The organism is Pseudomonas sp. 05N432 (assembly GCF_056396945.1).
In genome coordinates this window covers 17,524-38,672 of sequence record NZ_JBFTMM010000030.1, presented here as the reverse complement: position 1 = coordinate 38,672, position 21,149 = coordinate 17,524, and the positions used below count along the sequence as shown (strand labels likewise).

Genomic DNA, 21,149 nt, shown 5'->3' with positions numbered 1-21,149 from the left:
TAGCGATAACGCTTGTCCTGATAGGTCAGCAGTTTGTTGTGCACCACCAGCCCGGCACCGGGTTGCGGGGAGTCCAGCAGGTTGGCGGCGGCGTCGTAGGCGAAGGTTTCGCGCTGGCCGTGCAGGCTGTCCTGGCTGGCGATGATGCGGCCGGTGGCGTCGTAGTGCAGCAGTTGGCGGTGTTGCGCGGCGGGTTGCTGGTCGAGTTTGCCGATCAGGTTGTCGGCGGGGTCGTACTCGAAGTGTTTTTGCACCGCTGCCGGCATCAGTGATGGCTGGCTGCTGTGACGGCGTTGGCGTGAGCGCAAGCGGCCGCTACGGTCGTATTCGCTGCGGGTGCTGATCTGGCCCTGGGTGCGTAGCACTTCGCGGTGCAGGCGGTCGCGTTCGAAGTCGCTGATGACCTGGCCGTCGAGGTTGATCTGGTGCAGGTGGCCGCTGCCGTAGTACAGGCGATTGAGCCAGCGCCCGTCGGGTAGTTGGGTCTGGATCAGGTTGCCGAGTTCGTCGTAGTGGTGGTGCAGGCTGCCGGCCGTGCTTTGTTCTGCGAGCAACTGGCCGAGGGCGTCGTAGGCGAAGCTCAGGGTTTGTGCGTTGCCGTGGTTGTCGGTGAAGGTGACGGCGGTGAGCTGGTCCAGCGGGTCGTAGCTGTAGTCGGTGCGGCCATCGTCGGTGACTTTGGCGATCAGCCGGCCAACGGCGTCGCGTTCCAGGCGATGAACGATGGGGGCCGGCGGTGCTTCGGGGACGACGGCCAGGCCGTTGCCGTAAGGTGCCGGAATCGCCGTGACCGCCGCGACGTTATCCAGCAGGTCATAGGTGTAGCGCTTGGCGCTGCCGTCGAGGTCTTGTTGTTCGGTCAGCCGGTCTCCAGCATCCCAGGCGAACCGATAACTTTCACCGTTCTCATTGGTCAGCGCGTTCAGCCGCCCATAGCTGTCGTACCCGAACTGCACCTGCCGACCATGGGCGTCGGTGCGCTGGCGTACCTGGCCGCGACGGTTATGTTGATAGAGCGTGGTGTGCCCGGCCGGGTCGGTATAACCGGTCAGCTGGCCGCTGACGTCGCGCTGATATTGCTCGGTGCGGCCGTCCGGCAACTGGCTGCTGAGCAACCGCCCCTGGGCGTCGTAGCTGAATTGGGTGCGTTCGCCGAGGGCATCGGTGATCGTTTGCAGATAGCCCCGGTTGTCGTAGCTGAACCGCGTCGGATAACTCGAGCAATCGATGTGTTCGACCAGTTGGCCGAACGGGTTCCAGCGCAGCCTTTTGCTTTTGCCGGTGGCGTCGATGATCTCGACGACCTGGCCGTGGGTGTCATAGCGGTAGCGGGTGATGTGGCCCAGCGGATCGGTCTCGGCGATGCAGTTGCCGCGCTGATCGTAGCGATATTGCCAACTGTTGCCGGCGGCATCGGTTTCCACCAGCGGCAAGGCCCAGTGTTCCAGCCATAGGGTCGAGTCACTGCGGCCCAGCGGGTCGGTTTCGCCGATCAGGTTGCCGGCGTCGTCGTAGCTGTATTCGTAGCGCCCGCCCAGCGGGTCGGTGGCGCTGAGCAGTTGGCGTTCGTCGTTCCACTCGAACTGCCAGGTCTGGCCGAGGTTGTCGGTGTACTCGGTGATCTGGTGCTGGCTGTTCCAGCGCCGTGTACTGATGCGCTGCGAGCCATCGGTGATGCGCGTGACACCGGCGACGAGGTCATAGTCGAACCGGTAAGTATCGCCCTCGTCGGTCCAGTGGCGGACCACGCGCCATTCAAGGTCTTCAACTAACGCCCATTCATAGAAACACCGCAGCCCCGTGGGCAGCTGGTGCTCGACCATCCGCCGCCCGGCGTCGTAGCTGAAGCGCCGTTGCACCTGGCCGGTGGCGTCGCGCACCTCGGCCAGATTGCTCATTGCGTCGTAGCCATAGCTGACGAGCACTTCGCGACGTTGGTCGGGGTACAGGCGTTCCACCCGAGCCACGCGACCGCCTTCATGAATCAGCTCGACCTGCACCAGATCGAAGGTGTCCCGCAGGCGCGACAATTGTCCGGTTTCGTCATAGTCGAGGTGGATGCGGTTGTCGTTGCGGTCACCGAGCTGATTCAGGCGCAACAAGGACGGATTACCGGGTGTACCGTCGAACAGCCGATACAACCCGTCATCGCTTTCAATCAACAACTGCCCATTAACGTGCCGTCGAACGCTCAGCCCTTCACCGGCACTGAACACCGCGCCGCCCAAGGGGATCGAACCCATGTCGATGCGCCGGGCCTGCTCATCGGTGTAGACCAGCGTTTCCCCGCCCTCCGGGTGAGGCAGGATTTCCACGCACACTTCGTAGGACACGCTCCAGCCGGCGCCGAACACCCCGTCGCGGCGCTCGTCGCGGCTGTTGTAGAAGCGCTGCCAATCGATCGGCAAGACACCGGGCAGCACGAAGTCCAGCTCATCGTCCCCCCCCAGCACCTTGGCCCCGGTCGCGGCGTGCACCGGGTTCGACGAACCCATGGCCGCGTTGGCCATCGCGCTCATGGCGCTGCTGACAGCCATCGACGTCGCGCCGCCGATCAGCATGCACGGCAGTTTGCTGAAGAATTTGCCTTTGCCGCCCTTGAGCATCAGCAACGCGGTGACCGCCAGCCCCACGCCCGGGGTCTTGCCGCTGCGGATCTCGCGTACCACCACCGAACCGCCACCGATGGTCACGTTCGATGAGATCAGCCCGGACGATACGACCTTGGCATCGCAGGTGGTGCGGTCGCCGCTGCGCACGGCCGGTTGGCCGTTGATGGTGACTTTGTCCGAGCCCTCGGCCAGAAACTGCGGCGGCATCGGCGGATGCTTCATGCAGGTGACCAGGTCCAGCGGCTTGGGCACGGCACCGGGCGCCGGGGTGGCGACGGTGGGGCGCCACATCTGGGAGAAGAAGCTCTCGGCCATGTCCAGATAGCTGGGCTCGGCTTCGGGCTCGGGTGCCTCCAGCTCGGTGCCTGCCGGCGCGACATGGGACGGGATCGCCCCGGCGGCGCGGGCGGCGGGAATGCTGTTGATCAGGGTGTTGGTGGAACCGGTGAGAATCGTCGCCTGCACCGTGGGCGGAAACAGCGAATTGCTGAAACTCTCGCACAGGTTGCTTAAACCCTTGTCGGCCCCGGTCTTGCTCATGGCGAGACCGACGATGGTGCCCACTACCGCACCGAGCAGAAAGCAACCGAGGCCGCCGGTGGCGACGGTGATGCCGGTGGCCGCGACCACGGCGGCGGTGGCCAGCGCGGTAATCGCAATGTTCGCCGCCACCTCAAGCACGCCGCCAAGAATGTCGGCCATCATCGAGGTGTGGTCGAGTGCATCGCCCAACCGGGCGGCCCAGAGTGCGTCAGACATGCGGGATGTTCATCCGGCGCAAGCGTCTGACGGCTGCGTAATCGTTGCGCTTGTTGCGCAATTGTATGCCTTCCATTGCACCGTTCTCCTTGTTGGTTACGGCATACTCATCAGCGCCATTCTCAGGCGTTTGATCAGCTTCTGATTCTTGAGGCAATCGGCTGGCCGTATGTTACCGAGGGCGGGCACTTGCTGTTCGATCCACCACAATCCTTCCTCAAGCCCTCTTTTACCGTTGAGGACGACCGCCATATCGAGGTTGCCATTCAAGGCTTTCGCCAGCGTGCGGGCATCGTCGTCGAGATAGACTTTGTTATACAAATCCACGAAATCCTGCCATTCGGCATCGCCAGGGTAATCGTCTTCCAGTTGTTCCATCTTCAGAGTGCCTCAGACATGCAGGGTGCTCATGAGGCCGGAACGTCGAACAACAGCGAATTCTTGATGGTCGCCCAATGCGCGGCTTCGGCATCGCCGAGTTTTTCGGCCTTCACGTAGCTCAGGGCGAGCATTTTGCGGGTGCCGGGCAACACCAGCGCCAATTGGTACTGGAAGACTTTGTCGTTGCCCTTGTTGAACTGGCTGCGCAACTCGATGCCTTCGACGTCCTGGTTGGCACCCAGGCGCACGGCGACGCCCGGTTGAAAACGCAAATCCTGCACTTGTTTTTCCAGGCGTTTGAGCTGGTCGTCGAAGTTGCTTTGCAGGGTTTCGCCGTCGGCCAGCAAGCTGCGGCTGACGATCAGCGAAGTGCCCAGTTCGGCGAACTTGAGGATGTTGATCGTCGCGTCTTGCAGCTCGCCTGCCGGCAGTTGGAACTGGAATTCATTGATGCGATAAGTCATGGCGCCTAAATCTCGTGGTTAACCCTTGGGCTTGGGGAATGCGGCATTGATGTTGGCGTCGATGCTGGCCTTGACGCCCTGGCCGTCAGGCGTGGCGCCAGGGCCACCACCGTTGTTCAGGTGCAGTACGCCGCCGGTGTTGATCTCGGCGTCACCGCTGGCATAGAAGCTGATTTGCACGCCGGTCAGATTGATCTGGCCGCTGGCATTGAGCTCCAGGATGCTTTCACCACAGACCAGCCGCAGGTTCTCGCCCACTTCGATGACGTAGCTCTGGCTGATGCTGTCGGTCTTGCGCTGGCCCACCGACAGAATGTCTTCCTGCTTGACGATGCGCAGACGGTTGTTGCCGATGGTCACCGTCTCGTCATGCCCGATGCTCTTGTTGCGGTCGTGGCCCACCGAGTGGCTTTCATCGACCTCGACCACGATGTCCTGATTGCGCTCGGCATGGATGTACAACTGCTCGGCGCCTTTTTTGTCTTCCATGCGGATTTCGTTGAAATTCGCCGGCGTGCCACCCTTGCTCGAACGGCTTTTCATGCCGCTCTGGGTGGCGTTTTCCGGCAAGTCGTAGGGCACGGTCTGTTCGGCGTTGTAGACGCGGCCGGTGATGATCGGCCGGTCCGGGTCGCCTTCGAGGAAGCTGACGATGACTTCCTGGCCGATCCGCGGGATCTGCATCGAGCCCCAGTTTTTACCGGCCCAGGACTGTGACACGCGAATCCAGCACGAGCTGTTTTCGTTGGACTGATCATGCCGGTCCCAATAGAAATGCACCTTCACCCGGCCAAACTGATCGGTCCAGATTTCCTCGCCTTTGGGGCCCACCACCAACGCGGTCTGCGGGCCCTTGACGATTGGGCGGTGGGTGTTGGGCAGCGGGCGGTAGCTTTGTTGGGCGTCGATGCAGGTCAGGCTGCTTTCGAACTGTGTCGAAGGCGCACCGCCACCGGTTTCCCCGCTTTCCTGGGAAATGTAATAGCGGGTGCCGACGATCAGGTATTCACGGTTCTGGTCCTGGCGGCTGAAGCCGGTGAGGCTGAACAAATGACCCGAGCCCAGGCCTCGGGCGTTGCCGGCCAGCTCGACCTGTTCGTGCAGGGTCTGCAAGGCTTCGATGCGGGTGCGGGCGTAATGTTCGCCGTCTTCGCTTTGCACATAAGTGCCGGGGTAGTCGTACAGCGGATAATCGCCGGCGGTGTGCGGACGGGGCATGGCCGAGCGCACGTCGATACGCGCGCTGGGGCGCTGGAAATCATAGTCGTTGAGTTCCAGCGACCCCGGCTGGACTTCCTGGGCCAGGTGCCAATCGTGGATGTGATCGCGTTCGCGCTGCTGCTCATTCCTGGGGTAGTAGGGCACCGAGGCGTAGCCGGGCGCACTGGTGTGAGCGCCGTAGGCATCGGCCAACACCAACACATGACGACCCTGTTCATGGCGGAAGAAGTAGTAGATCCCTTCCTGCTCCATCAGGCGGCTGACGAAATCGAAACTGGTTTCGCGATACTGCACGCAGTATTCCCACTCGCGATAGGGCCGGCTCAGGGCATCTTCGAAATCGGAAAAGCCGAGGTCGCGAAACACCTGCTTGATGATTTGCGGGATGCTCAGGTTCTGGAAAATCCGGCAATCGGAGGTGCGGGTCAGCAGCCAAAGCCAAGGCCGCAGCGTGACCTGGTAGCTGGCGAACTGGCCCTGGTCGACATTCTGGCTGCAGCGGGCAACGATGCCATGGAAATGACGTTCGCCACCGCCGTCCAGTTGCAGGCTCAGGGACATGGGTTTGCCGAGCAACTGGTTGAGGTCGATGGCATTGTCCAGCGAGTGCAGCTGCAACTCATAGTTGAACAGCCGCCCCAGCTCTTCGCCGCCACCCATGTCTTTGAGCAACAGCACCTCAGGCCCCAGGGGGCTGGTGATTTTTGCCAGGCGTGAGGCTTGGTTGAATAACATGGGCTGTCCTTATTCGCTGTCGCAATCCTTTTGACGCTGCCGAAGATTGCAGCCTTTTGACTTTAAAGATCAAGAGATTGCGGCCTTCGGCAGTTCGTACAGAGACGCGCGACCGCCAGGGCGGTGGCGCTGAAGTCATAATGTAGTTCGTTAGTTGAGGGAGAGGAACCAGGTTCTTGAATGTTGCCAGGCATTACCTGAATATCGGCTCCTCCGCGCGTCACCTCACGTCCATGGAAGGCGATTACTGTGACCTTTTACCGCATTCAAGAAACCGATCTTGAAACCCCCGATACCTGGCAGGACCAGAGCATCAATATTTTTAAGCTAAGTGAAGCGCTAAAGGCATACGTGGAAAAAGCAGACGCTGACTCAATTCGCGTTCGAATTATTGATCGCACGCTGGACTCCGCTTTGCATGCTATCGGGTTTTCGAAGACGGCAGAGAATGATGTTTATTTTTTGGATGTCCCGGACGATAAGCAGAAGGCTAGGGTATTTGATGCTCTACGTTTACTGGGAGCGGCCTTTTCGGCGGGTAAGGAATGGTGCCCGTCTGAAGTCTTTGAATACCTTCGGGACATGGGTTTGCTGAGCGGTAAGTTTTTGAGAATCTCGTGGACGCAGCCCGACCAATACCTTCTTACGGACGCCTGAGTCATGGCAACAAGGGGAAAGCTTTCAATGAGTACCCATCCAGAGAATGTATTGCTGCTTGCCCTGGCCAATGATGAGTTGGATAAATTCCTCGTAGGCGAGCCGTTCTACTTTCAAGAAGCCAAAAACGACTACGAGGAACCGCAAAATATCTTCGTGGCCTTCGATTTGCTGGTGTTGCGTTACTGGCAGCAGACCCGCGACGCCAGCTTCCCTGCATGCTTCGTGGCGGCTCTTCTCAAGCTTCTCGCGACCTACCCCGATCGTAATCGGGCGATCTATGCCGCAGCGGGCTGGGTTTGGAATTACCGATTTTGCCTGAGCCAAAAGCGCGAAGAGCCCGATGGGCTCTATGCCGAGCTGTTCGAAATCGACATGGGGTCCGTGGCCTTAGCCCTTCGAAGGCAGCTTGAGATCAATAAGGCAGCGCTTATCCTGGATACACGTTGGGCGGGTGGCAGTTGGAACAGCGAGAACGGTTTATGGGAGCCGTTGATGCGTATCGCCCTGAACGTCAGGGACAAGCTTGGAGGACCGGACTGCGTGCCTGCCAATATCTGATGAGTTATGGATCGCTGGATGTAATCGATGTCGGAAGCATTCCACTAAACGACCTCAGTTGAACGGCATTAGAGTTTTAGAGATGACCGTGAAATTTCAAGATGTTTTGGTAAGTCGCGAACACATGTTCTCCGTGGGCTTCGAACAAGACTCGGGCCGATTTTATGTATCTATACCGGTCAGCAACGGCATGGTCGACTACGAGGAATACTATGAAGTTGATCGCGCGACCTTTGATCTATTTAAGCGTGACCCGGATGCTGCACTGCCGTTTGTTATGCGTTGCAGGAAGCGTGAACTGGACGAACTGTTGATTGTCCAGCCGGGTACCAACCGCGGCACCGCCATCTTATGACGGGCTCGCGCCACTTTTTCCCTGCCGGAACCGGCGAAGGCGGTGTGTCAGCCAATATCAATGTCGCTGACAGATTGCATTCGCGAGCAAGCCCGCTCCCACATTGACCGTGTTCTGCTCAGGTCATGCGGCGTCGCTGAAGTCGTAGTGCAATTCGTTGTCCCGGGCGCTGATCCGTACCCCTGCCAGCGCCTTGCCTTCGAGCATGCGGGTGAGGAACTCGCGGCTCATGTCCGGTAGCAGGCTGTTGGTCAGGATGGTGTCGATCATCCGCCCACCACTTTCAGTTTCGGTGCAACGGGAGACGATCAGGTTGATCACCTCATCATCGTACTCGAACGCCACTTTGTGGGTGTTCTCCACGCGCTTCTTGATGCGGTTGAGTTGCAGGCGGGTAATGGCCTTGAGCATCTCGTCGCTGAGCGGGTAGTACGGAATGGTCACCAGGCGGCCCAGCAAGGCCGGCGGGAAAATCTCCAGCAGCGGTTGGCGCAGGGCCTTGGCGATTTCTTCGGGCTCGGGCACGTTTTGCGGGTCTTTGCAGACCCGGGCAATCAGCTCGGTGCCAGCGTTGGTGGTCAGCAGAATCAAGGTGTTCTTGAAGTCGATCACGCGACCTTCGCCGTCCTCCATCACGCCTTTGTCGAAGACCTGGAAGAAGATCTCATGCACGTCCGGGTGGGCTTTTTCCACCTCGTCCAGCAGCACCACACTGTAAGGTTTGCGCCGCACGGCTTCGGTCAGCACGCCACCTTCGCCATAACCGATGTAACCCGGTGGTGCGCCCTTGAGCGTGGACACCGTGTGGGCTTCCTGGAATTCGCTCATGTTGATGGTGATGACGTTCTGCTCGCCGCCGTACATGGCTTCGGCCAGGGCCAGGGCGGTTTCGGTCTTGCCCACGCCGGAGGTGCCGGCGAGCATGAACACGCCAATCGGTTTGCTCGGGTTGTCGAGGCCGGCGCGGGAGGTCTGGATGCGCTTGGCGATCATCTGCAAAGCGTGGTCCTGGCCGATGATGCGTTTYTTCAAGTGCTGGTCGAGGTTGAGCACGGTTTCCAGTTCGTTACGGGCCATGCGGCCCACCGGAATACCAGTCCAGTCGGCGACCACCGAGGCTACGGCCTGGTAATCCACAGTCGGCAGGATCAACGGGGTTTCGCCTTGCAGGGCGCTGAGACGCTGTTGCAGGTCCACCAGTTTTTCGCGCAAGGCGTGGCTGGTCTCGCTGCCGTCCTCGCTGTCCACCACACCGACGCGCTCGCGCAGGGTGGCGCGGGTGGCGAGCAATTCGTCTACCAGGGTTTTCTCTTCGGCCCAGCGACTTTCCAGCTCGGCGAGGCGTTCGCGTTCGGCACTCAGCAGGTTTTCGCTTTGGATTTGGCGGGCGCCGATGACGATGCCGATGGCGTGCTCGCGGGCGATGATCTGCAGTTCGGTTTCCAACGCCTCGATGCGCCGACGGCTGTCGTCCACTTCGGCCGGCACGGCATGCAGGCTGATGGCGACCCGGGCGCAGGCGGTGTCCAGCAGGCTCACGGATTTGTCCGGCAACTGGCGCGCCGGGATGTAGCGGTGAGACAGCTTGACCGACGCTTCCAGGGCTTCGTCGAGGATCTGCACCTGATGGTGTTTTTCCATCGTCGAGGCCACGCCGCGCATCATCAGCAACGCCTTGTCTTCCGACGGCTCGGCCACTTGCACCACCTGGAAGCGACGAGTCAGGGCCGGGTCTTTTTCAATGTGCTTCTTGTACTCGGCCCACGTCGTGGCGGCCACGGTGCGCAACGTGCCCCGGGCCAGGGCCGGTTTCAACAGGTTGGCCGCATCCCCGGTACCGGCGGCGCCACCGGCACCGACCAGCGTGTGGGCTTCGTCGATGAACAGGATGATCGGTTTCGGCGAGGCCTGGACGTCTTCGATGACCTGGCGCAGGCGTTGTTCGAATTCACCTTTCATGCTCGCGCCGGCCTGCAACAGGCCGACATCGAGGCTGCGCAGTTCCACGTCTTTGAGCGCCGGCGGCACGTCACCGGCGACGATGCGCAGGGCAAAGCCTTCGACCACGGCGGTTTTACCGACGCCGGCTTCACCGGTCAGAATCGGGTTGTTCTGACGACGACGCATGAGGATGTCCACCAGCTGACGGATCTCTTCGTCACGGCCGACGATCGGGTCAAGCTTGCCATTGCGGGCCTGCTCGGTGAGGTCGACGGTAAAACGCTTGAGCGCTTCCTGCTTGCCCATGGCGCTGGGGGCCATGGCGCCGCTGGCTTCACCGGGTACGCTGCCGGCGTTGAAACCATCGCTGGCGCTGAGCGCATTTTCCGGCGAGTCGCCGACGTATTCGTCGAACCGCTCGCTCAGGGCCTCGACCTTGATCTTGTCAAACTCGGCCGACAGCCCGAGCAGCCCGTGGCGCAGGCTCGGCGTCTTGAGGATGCCCAGCACCAGGTAGCCGGTACGCACCTGGCTTTCGCCGAACATCAGGCTGCCGTAGACCCAGCCACGCTCCACGGCTTCTTCCACATGGGAAGACAAGTCAGTGATTGATGTCGAGCCCCGTGGCAAACGGTCCAGGGCTTCGGTCAGGTCCCGGGCCAGGCGCGCCGGCTCGATATTGAACTGGCGGATGAGGCGGTGCAGGTCCGAATCCTGCAATTGCAGCAACTGATGAAACCAGTGAGCCAGTTCCACATAAGGGTTGCCACGCAACTTGCAGAACACGGTGGCGGCTTCGATGGCTTTGTAGGCCACGCTGTTGAGTTTGCCGAACAACGCGGCGCGACTGATTTCACCCATGCTCTTGGCTCCTTGAGATCTGTGAGGTGTTGGCTTGCTCGGCATAATGCCGGGCCAGTATTAAGTCCTTGGCATCTTTTGCGGGCTTGCCCACCCAGGTATTGAACCCCAGGCGGAAGCGGCCATTGAGTTGCAGCGTCGGCACTTCGGGCTGTTTCAGAACCAGGTTCAGATCCCAGTCCAGTTCATGGCCCAGGTATTCGGCCACCCAGGCCACCAGCTCATTGAAGGATGGGCTGCCGGGCAACATGCTCATATAGTCATCCAGCTCGAGCGGCCCCAGGCGAATGCGGAATTTGTGCTGGCGATCCCAGACGCAGCGGCCCAGGCAAAAATCCACGCCCAATTGATGGGCGCTCACGCCCACGCGGCTGCGCTCCGGCAGCACCAGCCATTGGCCGACGTACTCTTCGATCTCCACCGGCAGGCCGAAGTACTCGCCGATAATTGCCTTCAAACCGTCGGGGTAACGGGTTTGTGCCGACAGATGACCGCTGTAATGCAGCTTCGCCGTGTCGGGTATCAGCCCTTGTTTGAGCAGGCTCGGCATGCCTCGACCGCTCAGTGCTGCCAGACGTGCCGACCAGTAGTCATCGTCCGGGCGATCATGGCTGACTGTCGGCCGGGCTTCGGCCCAGGCCCGGTAAAACAGGCTCAGCAGGCGATGATGGAACACATCCAGAAAGCGTTTGCTGGTGCTGTCGGCGTTGTTGCGCTGGCGTTCGCGCACATATTCGGTGAGGTGCAGCGGCAACGGGCCGTTGGGGCCGCCGAGGCCGAAAAAGAACTGCTCCAGACGCGCCGGCGAACCGTCGATGCCCGGCTGTACCGAGGCCAGGGTCGCGGGGGCGAAGGTGCAATCGGCCTGTTGCCCAAGGCGCAAGGGGTCGTCGGCCAGGCGTAACGAATGGCCCAGGCGCGGGAGCTCAGGCGATTCACACTCGATGCGCCGTAATGCCTGGAAGAAGTCGTATTCCCAGGGCTCCTGATGCATCGCGTCCAGGGTACTCACAGGGTCGGACGGCGTCCGGGTTTGGCTTTCCATCGCATGATCTCGCCGCGTTCGGTGGTACGGATCACCGTCTCGGTAAAACTGTTGATCGACACGTAGCGTGCCAGGAAGCGCTCGAAGACTGCACCGAGCAAAAAGACGCCAGTGCCACGAAACGCGTTTTCATCAAATTCCAGGGTGATCTCCAGGCCGCGGCCAAACACGATCGGGCCCGGCATTGGCAGGCGTCGGGTGCAGGCTTTGCTGCTGACTTCGCGCAGGCCTTCGATCTGCAACTGCAAGGCTGCATCATTGTCGTCGCCATACAGGCGCAGCAGCTCGCGCAGGGCGGCGGCGCCCTGGCCTTGCTCGCTGAGGGACAAGTAGTTGAGCGAAAGCTGGCTGATCAACCGCCAGGCCTTGGCGTCGTGGGCATGGCTGGCGCGTGGGCGGCTCGGGCCCGCTACGCAGCGCACGGCTGCTACCGGTGCACTGTCGGCCAGGGTGAAGTCGGTCTTGCTGTTGCCCACGCTCATGAACAGCGGCAGGTCGCGGTTGGTGCACAACGCCGTTACGCCCAATTGGCGCAGGTCGTGGCGATAGGGCGCCTGCTGGCTGTCCACCAGGCTGACGAAGGTTTCGCTGCCGATGTAAGTCGAACGTGGGCCGTTGCGCCGCTGGCCGCTGGACAGCATGCGGGGTTCGCGCCGCACGGTGTAATACGCCTGATCGCGGCCGTAGCGAGACGGATCGCGGACGGCATAGAACGGCAAAAAAGGCTGTTCCGACCCGGTGCCATGGCCGGTGAGGGCGGTCAGGGAATGAATCTCGAAATCCATCGGCCGGGTACGGTCGGCGATCACGTGATGTTCATTCACCCGTTCCGACAAGTGGATGCGATCCAGGCGCTTGGGAAACAAGTTGATTGCCGGGGTGCAGAACGGCAGGAACTGCGCGGCACCGACGCTGCCTTCCAGGCTCGGATCATGACGGTCGAACAGCACGATCAATTCCAGCTCCTGACCCTCGCAGCGTTTGACTGCCCGGCTCAACCCGGTGAAGTCGACAAACAGAAAGCGGCGGGGCAGGGCGAAGTATTCCTGCAACAGGCGATAGCCCTGGAAGGCTCGCGAGACCACGGGCAGCGCGGCGTCGGTATCGTCGAATCCCACGGAACGCAGTGCATCCTGTGGCAGGCGTTCTACCCAATCGCCGCCGGGCTGACGGGCGAAGACGGCGCAGGCGTTGCCCAGCAGCTGTTCATAGAGGCGAAAGGGCTGCTCGTCTGCACCGTTGAGGTACAACGGCAGGTTGTCCAGGGCCAGACTATTGAACGGCAGTTCGGCACCGGTGCGCAGGGTCAGGCGCAGGCCGGCCTTGGCCTTGGGGGTGCTGGCAGCCAGGCGCCCGAGCACGGCGGACGGGTTACCGAAGTACTCGGCCTGGCTGACCTGCAATGGCCACAACGTCACCGCATGGGCGGTGCGGTACTCGCAGCAGGTTTGGCTTTCGCGCCCCAGGGCGGCACGCAGGACCGTGTCCCGGGGCAGCGGGAAGCCGCTGCTCAGCGAGCCTTCATCGGGGTCGGCCTGCAAGTGCACCACGGTCATCGACGGTGTTGGCGCCAGGTAATGGGGGTACGCGATTTCCAGCAGGTTGTGGGTGAAGGTCGGGTATTCAGCATCGAGCTTGAGCTGTACCCGTGCCGTCAGGTAGGCGAACCCTTCCAGCAAGCGCTCGACGTACGGATCGGCGCAGTCCATACCGGACAACGTCAGCCGACTGGCGATTTTCGGGTATTCCTGGGCGAACTCCGCCGCGCTTTCGCGCACGTGGTGCAGTTCCTGGTTGTACAGCTCCAGCAGGCGCGGGTTCATGAGCGTCTCCGCTGGTCGGCGTTGACCACCCGCACATGGCCGGACTCCAGGTCCAGGTCGGTTTGCAGCATCAGGCGCAGCGGCACCGGCTGCGCCCAGAGATCGCCTTCAATCTCGAAACTCAGGGCGTTGTGGTTCATTTCGGCGGATGCCCGGGCCCGCACGCGCAGGGTATGGCGCAGAATCCGCGGTTCGAACGTGGCGATGGCCTGGTGGATCAGCGCTTCAAGCGCCGCGATATCGACGTTCGACGCACTGTTGCCGGCCAGGGCCGGCAGCCCGAAGTTGACCACCGAAGTACCGGCCGGGGTGTGCAACGTCGCATCGGCGCCGAGCAATGAAGTGGTGTTGAGCAGCCACGCCAAGTCCCGCAGCACCGAGGCTTTGAGTTGGGTCAGGGACAGCACGCGCTTGTCGGCGCTTTCCTTGAGGTTGCTCGGGTCGTCGTCGGTCAACCGATCCAGCAGGGACGGTTGCAGGCGATCGCGGGTGGCGATTTCGGTTACCAAGTGAAAAGGCCCGTGTAATTCTTCTGGTCACCTGCGCCGCGCATGCAGCTGGCGTTGCGAGCGATTATCGAGGGTTCGAGTTGTCCATTGATCTGGCGTATGGCGCGGTACTCGGAGCGACATTCCGGACTGTTCTCAGCCACCGTCGACAAATGAATAACGATGACAATGGGCACCTTGCCGAAGGTCTCGACATGCGATTTGCCTTGTCTGTCGACAGTGAATTGGCAGGGCCATGGCATGTCGAGTGGCAATAGTGTCTGGTCTGGTTTGCGTAGCGCGCAGCGTTGTTGGTCATTCACCAACGTCAACTGTTGCCCGCCCATCGAGACGACTTGCTCCACCGCTGCGGATGGCATTGCCGGCGAGGCTTGTTGCTCGGCACAGGCAGTTAGACTTGATAACAGGCAGCCAATAAATACCGCGCAATGAGCCTTGATCATAAGAGCTCCCAGAACCAGATAGCCCTTGATCGATAGGCAGGGTCGTCATACCGGCTGGCGGTAAGGCCACGGTTCCAAAGATCGATGTGGTCACCGGTGCGACCGTCTGAAGACTCTCCCAGCTGTTGGAAACAGTCCTTGAAGAAAATAAGGCCTTTTTTGTCCATCAACTTGCGACGCTCTTGCGCGTCTCCGCCGAGAATCGTCGGACGGCCCAGATGATGTTTCCACAGCCAATTTGCCAATGACTCAGCCCCTCGTGCATGTCCATGGGCGCACTTGGGTTCGGTGTAGGTGGATTTGTTGACCTTGATGGTCAGCTCTGTGTTGAGCGTCATGCTCATGCGGATAGCACACTGGTTTTCCCAAGGGCCATCACAGGGCTTTGCGTCAGGATACGTAACCAGGAGATCGGAATACGCTTTCCACAAATTGATAAACGAAGGCTTGGCCATGACTCAGACACCGGATGGGGAAGGATTGGATTCGAGCAAGCACCAAAATGCCCCCGACGCATAACGACGGGGGCTCGTTCGATTACACCTTGACGTTCTGGCGGATGTTCCAGCCGAACTTGATCGGCCCGCCGTCCTTGGTGCCGTCGGCTTTTTGCGGCTGGTAGTCCACCAGTACCTTGGCGAAGTTCAGGGTGACGTTTTCAGTCAGGCGATCATCGCTGCCCGAGCCGCCAGTGCTCAGGGAACTGATCAGCACTTCTTCCAGGTTGATGATCATGTACTCGACCTGGCTTTCGCCGCCGGCCTTGCGCACGGTCAGCTTGACCTTGTCGATGTGCTTGCCGCTGGCGCAATGCATCATCAGGTTGGGTGAGGCCTTGTCGACGAACTTGGTCAGCGACAGGTCCTGGACGTTCACCTTGCCGGCACCGCCGCCGCCCCCCAGGTGCATATTGCCCGACTGAGACATGCCCCAGCTCCAGTTCAAGACGTCGATTTCGTCCTTGTGGGCCTTGTCCATGGACTCGCCCTTGATGTCGCCGATCTTGATGAAAATATCAACAGCCATGTTTTCTCCCTGTGTGGTGTCTACCACATTGTTTGGTTAACGCCGACCTTGCGAAAATCTGTTCAAGGCTTCAGCGCAATCACGCTTTTTCGGGCTTGTCCCGATGCCAGTCAGGGCACAGAACCTGTGGGAGCCGGGCTTGCCCGCGATGTAGGCCCCGCGGTTTTCAGCCGGACCGCGTTGATGCCATCGCGGGCAAGCCCGGCTCCCACACAAGCGTGCCGCTGCAGGTTTTTACGCGCCTTTGGCCGAAGGCAGCTTCGATACCAGGCGCAGGGACACAGTCAGACCTTCGAGCTGATAGTGCGGGCGCAGGTAGAACCTGGAGTTGTAGTACCCCGGGTTGCCTTCCACCTCTTCGACAATCACTTCGGCCGCCGCCAATGGGTGCTGGGCCTTGGTGGTTTCGGTGGAGTGCGCTGGGTCACCGTCGACGTAGTTGAGGATCCAGTCCTGCAACCAACGCTGCATTTCGTCCCGCTCTTTGAAGGAGCCGATCTTGTCGCGCACGATGCACTTCAAGTAATGGGCGAAACGGCAGGTGGCGAACAGGTACGGCAGACGCGCGGCCAAGTTGGCGTTGGCGGTGGCATCCGGGTCGTCGTACTCGGCCGGTTTCTGCAACGATTGGGCGCCGATGAACGCGGCGAAGTCGGTGTTTTTCTTGTGCAGCAGCGGCATGAAACCGTTCTTCGCCAGTTCCGCTTCACGGCGGTCCGAAATGGCGATTTCGGTCGGGCACTTCATGTCCACGCCACCGTCGTCGGTCGGGAAGGTGTGCGCCGGCAGGTTTTCCACTTCGCCGCCAGATTCCACGCCACGAATGCGCGAGCACCAGCCAAAGTGTTTGAACGAGCGGTTGATGTTCACCGCCATCGCGTAAGCGGCGTTGGCCCAGGTGTACTTGGAGCTGTCGGCGCCGTCGGTGTTTTCTTCGAAGGCGAAGGCTTCCACCGGGTCGGTCTTGGCGCCGTAGGGCAGGCGCGCCAGGAAGCGCGGCATGGTCAGGCCGATATAACGCGAGTCTTCCGATTCACGCAGCGAGCGCCAGCCAGCGTATTCCGGGGTGGTGAAGATCTTGGTCAGGTCGCGCGGGTTCGACAGTTCTTGCCACGAGCCCATGCCCATCACGGTCGGCGAAGCGGCTGCGATGAACGGCGAGTGCATGGCGGCGCAGACTTTCGACAACTCGCCCAGCAACTCGACATCCGGCGGCGACTGGTCGAAGTAGTAATCGCCCACCAGGCAACCGTAAGGTTCGCCACCGAACTGGCCGTATTCTTCCTCGTACATCTTCTTGAAGATCGGGCTCTGGTCCCACGCAGTGCCCTTGAATTTCTTCAGGGTCTTGTGCAGGTCGGTCTTGGAGATGTTGAGCACGCGGATCTTGAGCTGCTCGTCGCTCTCGGTGTTGTTGACCAGGTAGTGCAGGCCACGCCAGGCGCTTTCCAGTTGTTGGAAGTCCGGGTGATGGATGACCTGATTCACCTGGGCGGTGAGCTTGGCGTCGATGGCGGCGATGATCGACTCGATCGACTTGATGGCGTCGTTGGACACCAGGTCGGTCTGCGCCAGGGCCTGTTCAGCGAGGGTGCGCACGGCGGTCTCGACGGCTTCGCGGGCGCGTTCGGTCTTGGGTTTGAATTCTTGCAGCAGCAGGGAGGCGAACTCGCTGGCTTCTTCGGTGGTGCCCAGTGTCTGGGCGTCTGCACGTACTGGATCGGTCATGATCATTCGTCCTGATTAAGCCTGAGGCTCGGCGGGCTTGGGCGCACTGGCAAGTGCCTGGAGCAGCGCCGGATCCTTGATGGCCTTCATGATGATTTCTTCGGCGCCGGTCTTGCCGTCCATGTAGGTCAGCAGGTTGGCCAGTTGGGTGCGCGCTTCGAGCAGCTTGTTCAGCGAGTCGACCTTGCGCGCCACGGCGGCGGGGCTGAAGTCGTCCATGCTTTCAAAAGTGATGTCCAGGCTCAGGTTGCCTTCGCCGGTCAGCTCGTTGGGCACGTGGAACGCGACGCGTGGCTGCATGGCCTTGAGGCGTGAGTCGAAGTTGTCGACGTCCACTTCAAGGAACTTGCGATCGGCAACAGGGGCCAGGGGCTCGGCCGGCTTGCCGGCAAGGTCAGCCATAACGCCCATTACGAAGGGCAACTGGACCTTTTTTTCGGCGCCGTAGAGCTCGACGTCGTACTCGATCTGCACTCGAGGCGCGCGGTTGCGCGCGATGAATTTCTGAGAACTTTGCTTCGCCACGTTGCTGCTCCTGGTCGCTCAAGCGACGGTGTTGGCGTCATCGGTGGTACCGGTGACGTGACTGCGTGATCCTTTCGCTTTTATTCGCTGTCTGGTCCGCGCAGGTTTTCAAATTGGCTCATGCCGTCGGGAATCAGGTTGCGCACGATGGCCGCAAAGTCGGCGTGCACCAGATTCTTTGCCCGGTTCAACAGCACCGGCAGGGGGCTGGAGGGCTCGTGACGGGTGTAATACGCAAGAATCCGGTCCAGGCTGCGCAGCACGTCGTCACGATTGTTGATTTCACCGGTGCTGGTGCCGCTGCTGCGCGGTGCGCTCGGCGCGGTGGGGTATTCAACCGGCGCGGCGCTGTCGTGGCCGATGGAGTCGGGCAGGGGGCTATCGCCTTTCTGCGGGGCGAACTGGCCGAGAATCTGCAGGGCCATTTTGAGCGGTTGCTTCAACGGGCCAAGATCAACGCCCTGGGCGGCCCCGACCTGTTCGCTGACGTGTTGCTCGATGGCCTCGGCGACGTTGCGGGCCTCGTGCAAGGCGGCGCGGGTAATTTCCAGCTGCTCGGGATCGCTGTCGAGGAACGCCCCGGCAAGCTGCTCGGCGCCGAGGTTTTCGTCAGGGAAGCTTTGCAGGCCGCTGGCGTTGGCGGCCGCGCGCAGGCTGACAGCGCCAAAGGTTCGCGAACGGGCCAAGATACTTTCGCGCAGTAGACGAATGGTGGCATCGGACGCCAGGCCGGCGAGGGCGTTGATGCGCACGGTGGGATCGTTGTCGTCTTCGGCATCCAGGCGTGGATGCAGGTCGGCCCAGTATTGCTTGAGCAATTCGCTGATCAGCGTCAGGACGCGGGCCAGGCCGGTGACACCTTCCAGGGCAAGGGAGCTTTGCAAAAGGAAATGGGTAATGCGCAGGTCTTTGCTGCGTTGCAACAAATCCAGGCTTTGCTGCTGGATGCTGCGCCATTCAGGCGGTTCGGCAGGCAATATCGAATCGCCCATGCTGCGCTCGGGCTGGCCTAGGGAATCGCGTTCCAGGCGCAAAAAGTCCGCGTCGTATTCCAGATCTTCGCCACAAGGCGAAGTCGCGGAAACGGCGGCAAGCAGCGAAAGCACTTCCACTGAATTTGATCTCCCTATCGCCGCGACAGAGTCGGGCAGTTCACACGTTAGTTCCAAGTGGAACTTCGCATGTTTCCTTGTGCGTAATGGCCCTTTGGATCCTCTATGATCTTAAAGTGCCATCATTGTTATTCAAGAAAGTTGTTCATTTTTGGTGTAGTACTTATGGCTTGTCAAGGTAAGCTATTTATCCTGTGTGACAGATGTGAGGTGCTTAACAGCCCTCACGACCAGCAGGTCCAGGAAGGTGCTGACGCAGGTTTTTTGTCACGTAAACCGGTTAAGATCAGCAAACATGCTGGTAAAAAGCTGTTTTTTTAGGTTGTTTGCAAGGTTTGTCGGCGAGTTCCGCGGGGATTGATCCCCTCATTCGCCGGCGCGCAAAGTGTGCAGCAAGGAGGCAAAATGCCACTGTGTTTGACTATCACTAGTTATCACAAAATTACCCCTGGTCAATGCTCTGAAAAATCCATGGATCGGGGTGTGATGGCAATTGGCCGCAATTCTGATAATGACTGGGTATTGCCCGATCCAGAGCGCTTGGTCTCTGGAAAACATTGCACTATTCAATACAAAGATGGCCGGTATTATTTAACCGATAACAGCACTAATGGGGTGGAGTTAGTCAAGGCCGGCATTCGTCTGCGCAAGGGAAACAGCGAGCCGTTGCAAGATGGGGAAGTTATCCGCATCGGTGATTATGAAATCCAGGCGCGCATCGATTTCAATCTGCCTGTGACTGACAGCAACCCGTTTGTCGATTCGTCCAGCAGCTTCGATGCCTTGATGGGACGCCAGGGCGCCGGCGTGAAGACGCCGACCCCGTTGCCCGTGACACCCCCTGCACATTTTCAGGGCGTGTCGGCCATGGACACGCTGCCCGACTTGTTCGACTTTCTGGCTCCGAGCAGCATCCCGCCGGCCACCCAGCCCGACCATGTCCCGGTCGAGCAACACGACTTCCGTCCACCGACCCCGATCCCTAAGCCGACGCCCATGACAGAGCCTGCGCCGCTGGCGTCGGCCCCACTGATTCCGGAAGATTGGGACCTGCTCAGCGACCAGCCTGCGCCGCTGGCGATTGCCCCCTTGCCTGTTGCAGAAGTTGCGCCACCCATACCTCAAATCAGCGTACCGATCGAGCCGGCCCCCCTGCGCGAACCGCCCGTGGCCATCGTTGAGCCCCCGGTCAGTCCGGTCAGCCATTCTCAACCCGACCTGTTGCAAGCCTTTCTGCGCGGCGCCGGGCTGGATCAAGTGCGCCTGGAAAAGGCCCAGGCCGAAGCGCAGATGGAAAGCATCGGCCGCAGTTATCGGCTGATGGTCGAGGGCCTGATCGACGTCTTGCGCGCCCGCAGCAGCCTCAAGGGCGAGTTCCGCATTCAGCAGACGATGATTCAGCCGGTGGAAAACAACCCGCTGAAATTCGCTCCCAACGTCGATGAAGCCTTGCTGTTGCTGTTGCGCCACACCAATCAGGCGTTCATGGCGCCGGACCTGGCGGTGCGCGACAGCTTCGATGACTTGCGCGCCCACCAATTGGCGGTGATGGCGGGTGTGGAAGCTGCGATCAAGCACCTGTTGGCGCGTTTCGAGCCGGCACAACTGGAAGAGCGCATGGGCAAGCCCGGTGGCCTGTCGAGCATTTTCAATGGCTCACGACAGGCCCAGTACTGGCAGCAGTTCACCGAGCTCTACAGCAATATTTCCCGTGAGGCCCAGGAGGATTTCCAGGACCTGTTCGGTCGGGAGTTCAGCCGCGCCTACGAAGAACACAGTGCAAGACAAGGTCGCCGCTGAGCGCCGCTGTCACATAACGCGATTCATAGCAAAGAACGGAACAACGGATAGCTGAAACGTCATTGAGGACGCAGGATGATTCCCAGGTTTTTACTCGCAGTTGCCACCGCGCTTCTGCTGACCGCGTGTGCCAAGGAGGCCACCAAACCCCAACCCGAAGAGGCCGAGGCCGACACGGCCGCCGTCGAGTTGCACTTTCACGCCATCGCCGGGCTCAACCCCGGAGCCACTGGCCAGCCGGCCCCGGTCCGGGTGCGCATTTTCGAATTGAAAAATGCCGCCACCTTCGGTCGTTCCGATTATTTCGCACTGGCCGAACGAGCCCAGGCGACGCTCGGTGCGGATCTGATCGACCAGGACGAAGTGCTGATCCAGCCCGGCCAGCAGTTGAGCCTGCAGCGCGACCTCGATCCGGCCACTCGCCATATCGGTGTGCTGGTGGGGTATCGCGAACTGGATCAGGCGCAGTGGCGCACGGTGATGAATGTTCCGCCGCGCCAATACACCGAATACCAGATCAGCCTCGATGTGCGCGCCGTGCGCAGCGCCGTCGTTGTTCCCCCATCCAGCCCTGCCCAATAAGCAATCGGA

Annotated in this window: 18 protein-coding genes and 1 pseudogene; 5 read left to right on the top strand and 14 right to left on the bottom strand. The window is 60.7% G+C overall.

Going from position 1 to position 21,149, the window contains the following annotated elements; all coding sequences use genetic code 11:
- The 4 genes from AC1DHT_RS28185 to AC1DHT_RS28170 all read right to left on the bottom strand — a co-directional run.
- A partial coding sequence (locus AC1DHT_RS28185) for a DUF6531 domain-containing protein (RefSeq protein ID WP_477761555.1) occupies window positions 1-3,371 on the bottom strand: 3,371 nt, incomplete at its 3' end.
- A gap of 96 nt (window positions 3,372-3,467) precedes the next feature.
- Window positions 3,468-3,749 (bottom strand): hypothetical protein, encoded by a 282-nt coding sequence (locus tag AC1DHT_RS28180; RefSeq protein ID WP_427545490.1) that lies wholly within the window; start codon window positions 3,747-3,749, stop codon window positions 3,468-3,470.
- A gap of 29 nt (window positions 3,750-3,778) precedes the next feature.
- Entirely contained in the window at window positions 3,779-4,216 is a 438-nt protein-coding gene (locus AC1DHT_RS28175) for a DcrB-related protein (protein WP_427545488.1), read from the bottom strand.
- Between the two features lie 18 nt (window positions 4,217-4,234).
- Window positions 4,235-6,172, bottom strand: coding sequence for a type VI secretion system Vgr family protein (locus AC1DHT_RS28170; protein ID WP_429539554.1), 1,938 nt, complete (start codon window positions 6,170-6,172; stop codon window positions 4,235-4,237).
- A gap of 249 nt (window positions 6,173-6,421) precedes the next feature.
- Between AC1DHT_RS28170 and AC1DHT_RS28165 the strand changes: the two are divergent.
- The 3 genes and pseudogenes from AC1DHT_RS28165 to AC1DHT_RS28155 form a co-directional block, all read left to right on the top strand.
- Window positions 6,422-6,502: pseudogene (locus AC1DHT_RS28165) on the top strand (hypothetical protein); the annotation flags it as partial.
- Between the two features lie 354 nt (window positions 6,503-6,856).
- Window positions 6,857-7,390, top strand: coding sequence for a hypothetical protein (locus AC1DHT_RS28160; RefSeq protein ID WP_427545484.1), 534 nt, complete (start codon window positions 6,857-6,859; stop codon window positions 7,388-7,390).
- 88 nt (window positions 7,391-7,478) lie between these two features.
- The gene (locus AC1DHT_RS28155) at window positions 7,479-7,745 is read left to right on the top strand and encodes a hypothetical protein (RefSeq protein ID WP_427545482.1); all 267 of its coding nucleotides are present in this window, start codon (window positions 7,479-7,481) and stop codon (window positions 7,743-7,745) included.
- Window positions 7,746-7,868: 123 nt separating this feature from the next.
- On the opposite strand, the gene tssH is transcribed toward AC1DHT_RS28155, so the two are convergent.
- The 10 genes from tssH to tssA all read right to left on the bottom strand — a co-directional run bounded on the left by tssH (window position 7,869) and on the right by tssA (window position 18,758).
- Window positions 7,869-10,547: a type VI secretion system ATPase TssH gene (tssH, locus tag AC1DHT_RS28150; protein WP_427545480.1), complete on the bottom strand. Its 2,679-nt coding sequence runs from the start codon at window positions 10,545-10,547 to the stop codon at window positions 7,869-7,871.
- Window positions 10,540-11,592 carry a type VI secretion system baseplate subunit TssG gene (gene tssG / locus AC1DHT_RS28145; protein WP_427545478.1) on the bottom strand — a complete coding sequence of 351 codons (1,053 nt, stop codon included), beginning with the start codon at window positions 11,590-11,592 and terminating at the stop codon, window positions 10,540-10,542. Before tssG ends, tssH begins: the two co-directional genes overlap by 8 nt.
- Window positions 11,556-13,415 carry a type VI secretion system baseplate subunit TssF gene (gene tssF / locus AC1DHT_RS28140; RefSeq protein ID WP_427545476.1) on the bottom strand — a complete coding sequence of 620 codons (1,860 nt, stop codon included), beginning with the start codon at window positions 13,413-13,415 and terminating at the stop codon, window positions 11,556-11,558. Before tssF ends, tssG begins: the two co-directional genes overlap by 37 nt.
- Window positions 13,412-13,924 carry a type VI secretion system baseplate subunit TssE gene (tssE, locus tag AC1DHT_RS28135; RefSeq protein ID WP_427545474.1) on the bottom strand — a complete coding sequence of 171 codons (513 nt, stop codon included), beginning with the start codon at window positions 13,922-13,924 and terminating at the stop codon, window positions 13,412-13,414. Before tssE ends, tssF begins: the two co-directional genes overlap by 4 nt.
- Entirely contained in the window at window positions 13,918-14,367 is a 450-nt protein-coding gene (locus AC1DHT_RS28130; RefSeq protein WP_427545472.1) for a hypothetical protein, read from the bottom strand. The genes tssE and AC1DHT_RS28130 overlap by 7 nt, the downstream gene beginning before the upstream one ends.
- Complete coding sequence (locus AC1DHT_RS28125) at window positions 14,364-14,822, bottom strand: type VI secretion system amidase effector protein Tae4 (RefSeq protein WP_427545470.1); 459 nt, start codon at window positions 14,820-14,822, stop codon at window positions 14,364-14,366. The genes AC1DHT_RS28130 and AC1DHT_RS28125 overlap by 4 nt, the downstream gene beginning before the upstream one ends.
- Before the next feature lie 82 nt (window positions 14,823-14,904).
- Entirely contained in the window at window positions 14,905-15,393 is a 489-nt protein-coding gene (locus AC1DHT_RS28120) for an Hcp family type VI secretion system effector (protein WP_427545468.1), read from the bottom strand.
- Window positions 15,394-15,627: 234 nt separating this feature from the next.
- Window positions 15,628-17,121: a type VI secretion system contractile sheath large subunit gene (gene tssC / locus AC1DHT_RS28115; protein ID WP_427545466.1), complete on the bottom strand. Its 1,494-nt coding sequence runs from the start codon at window positions 17,119-17,121 to the stop codon at window positions 15,628-15,630.
- A 15-nt stretch (window positions 17,122-17,136) separates the two neighbouring features.
- Window positions 17,137-17,646, bottom strand: coding sequence for a type VI secretion system contractile sheath small subunit (gene tssB, locus AC1DHT_RS28110; protein ID WP_007894500.1), 510 nt, complete (start codon window positions 17,644-17,646; stop codon window positions 17,137-17,139).
- A gap of 80 nt (window positions 17,647-17,726) precedes the next feature.
- The gene (gene tssA / locus AC1DHT_RS28105; RefSeq protein ID WP_427545463.1) at window positions 17,727-18,758 is read right to left on the bottom strand and encodes a type VI secretion system protein TssA; all 1,032 of its coding nucleotides are present in this window, start codon (window positions 18,756-18,758) and stop codon (window positions 17,727-17,729) included.
- Between the two features lie 405 nt (window positions 18,759-19,163).
- On the opposite strand from tssA, the gene tagH reads away from it, so the two are divergent.
- Together tagH and tssJ are read left to right on the top strand one after the other, a co-directional pair.
- Entirely contained in the window at window positions 19,164-20,558 is a 1,395-nt protein-coding gene (tagH, locus tag AC1DHT_RS28100) for a type VI secretion system-associated FHA domain protein TagH (protein ID WP_427545461.1), read from the top strand.
- A 75-nt stretch (window positions 20,559-20,633) separates the two neighbouring features.
- Window positions 20,634-21,140: a type VI secretion system lipoprotein TssJ gene (gene tssJ, locus AC1DHT_RS28095; protein WP_123426125.1), complete on the top strand. Its 507-nt coding sequence runs from the start codon at window positions 20,634-20,636 to the stop codon at window positions 21,138-21,140.
- Window positions 21,141-21,149 lie beyond the last annotated feature (9 nt).

What these genes read in the sequence shown, in the direction of transcription:
- AC1DHT_RS28180 (WP_427545490.1), bottom strand. Translation starts at nt 3,749, where the DNA reads ATGGAACAACTGGAAGACGATTACCCTGGCGATGCCGAATGGCAGGAT.
- AC1DHT_RS28175 (WP_427545488.1), bottom strand. Translation starts at nt 4,216, where the DNA reads ATGACTTATCGCATCAATGAATTCCAGTTCCAACTGCCGGCAGGCGAG.
- AC1DHT_RS28170 (WP_429539554.1), bottom strand. Translation starts at nt 6,172, where the DNA reads ATGTTATTCAACCAAGCCTCACGCCTGGCAAAAATCACCAGCCCCCTG.
- AC1DHT_RS28160 (WP_427545484.1), top strand. Translation starts at nt 6,857, where the DNA reads ATGAGTACCCATCCAGAGAATGTATTGCTGCTTGCCCTGGCCAATGAT.
- tssG (WP_427545478.1), bottom strand. Translation starts at nt 11,592, where the DNA reads ATGGAAAGCCAAACCCGGACGCCGTCCGACCCTGTGAGTACCCTGGAC.
- tssF (WP_427545476.1), bottom strand. Translation starts at nt 13,415, where the DNA reads ATGAACCCGCGCCTGCTGGAGCTGTACAACCAGGAACTGCACCACGTG.
- AC1DHT_RS28130 (WP_427545472.1), bottom strand. Translation starts at nt 14,367, where the DNA reads ATGATCAAGGCTCATTGCGCGGTATTTATTGGCTGCCTGTTATCAAGT.
- AC1DHT_RS28125 (WP_427545470.1), bottom strand. Translation starts at nt 14,822, where the DNA reads ATGGCCAAGCCTTCGTTTATCAATTTGTGGAAAGCGTATTCCGATCTC.
- AC1DHT_RS28120 (WP_427545468.1), bottom strand. Translation starts at nt 15,393, where the DNA reads ATGGCTGTTGATATTTTCATCAAGATCGGCGACATCAAGGGCGAGTCC.
- tssC (WP_427545466.1), bottom strand. Translation starts at nt 17,121, where the DNA reads ATGACCGATCCAGTACGTGCAGACGCCCAGACACTGGGCACCACCGAA.
- tagH (WP_427545461.1), top strand. Translation starts at nt 19,164, where the DNA reads ATGCCACTGTGTTTGACTATCACTAGTTATCACAAAATTACCCCTGGT.
- tssJ (WP_123426125.1), top strand. Translation starts at nt 20,634, where the DNA reads ATGATTCCCAGGTTTTTACTCGCAGTTGCCACCGCGCTTCTGCTGACC.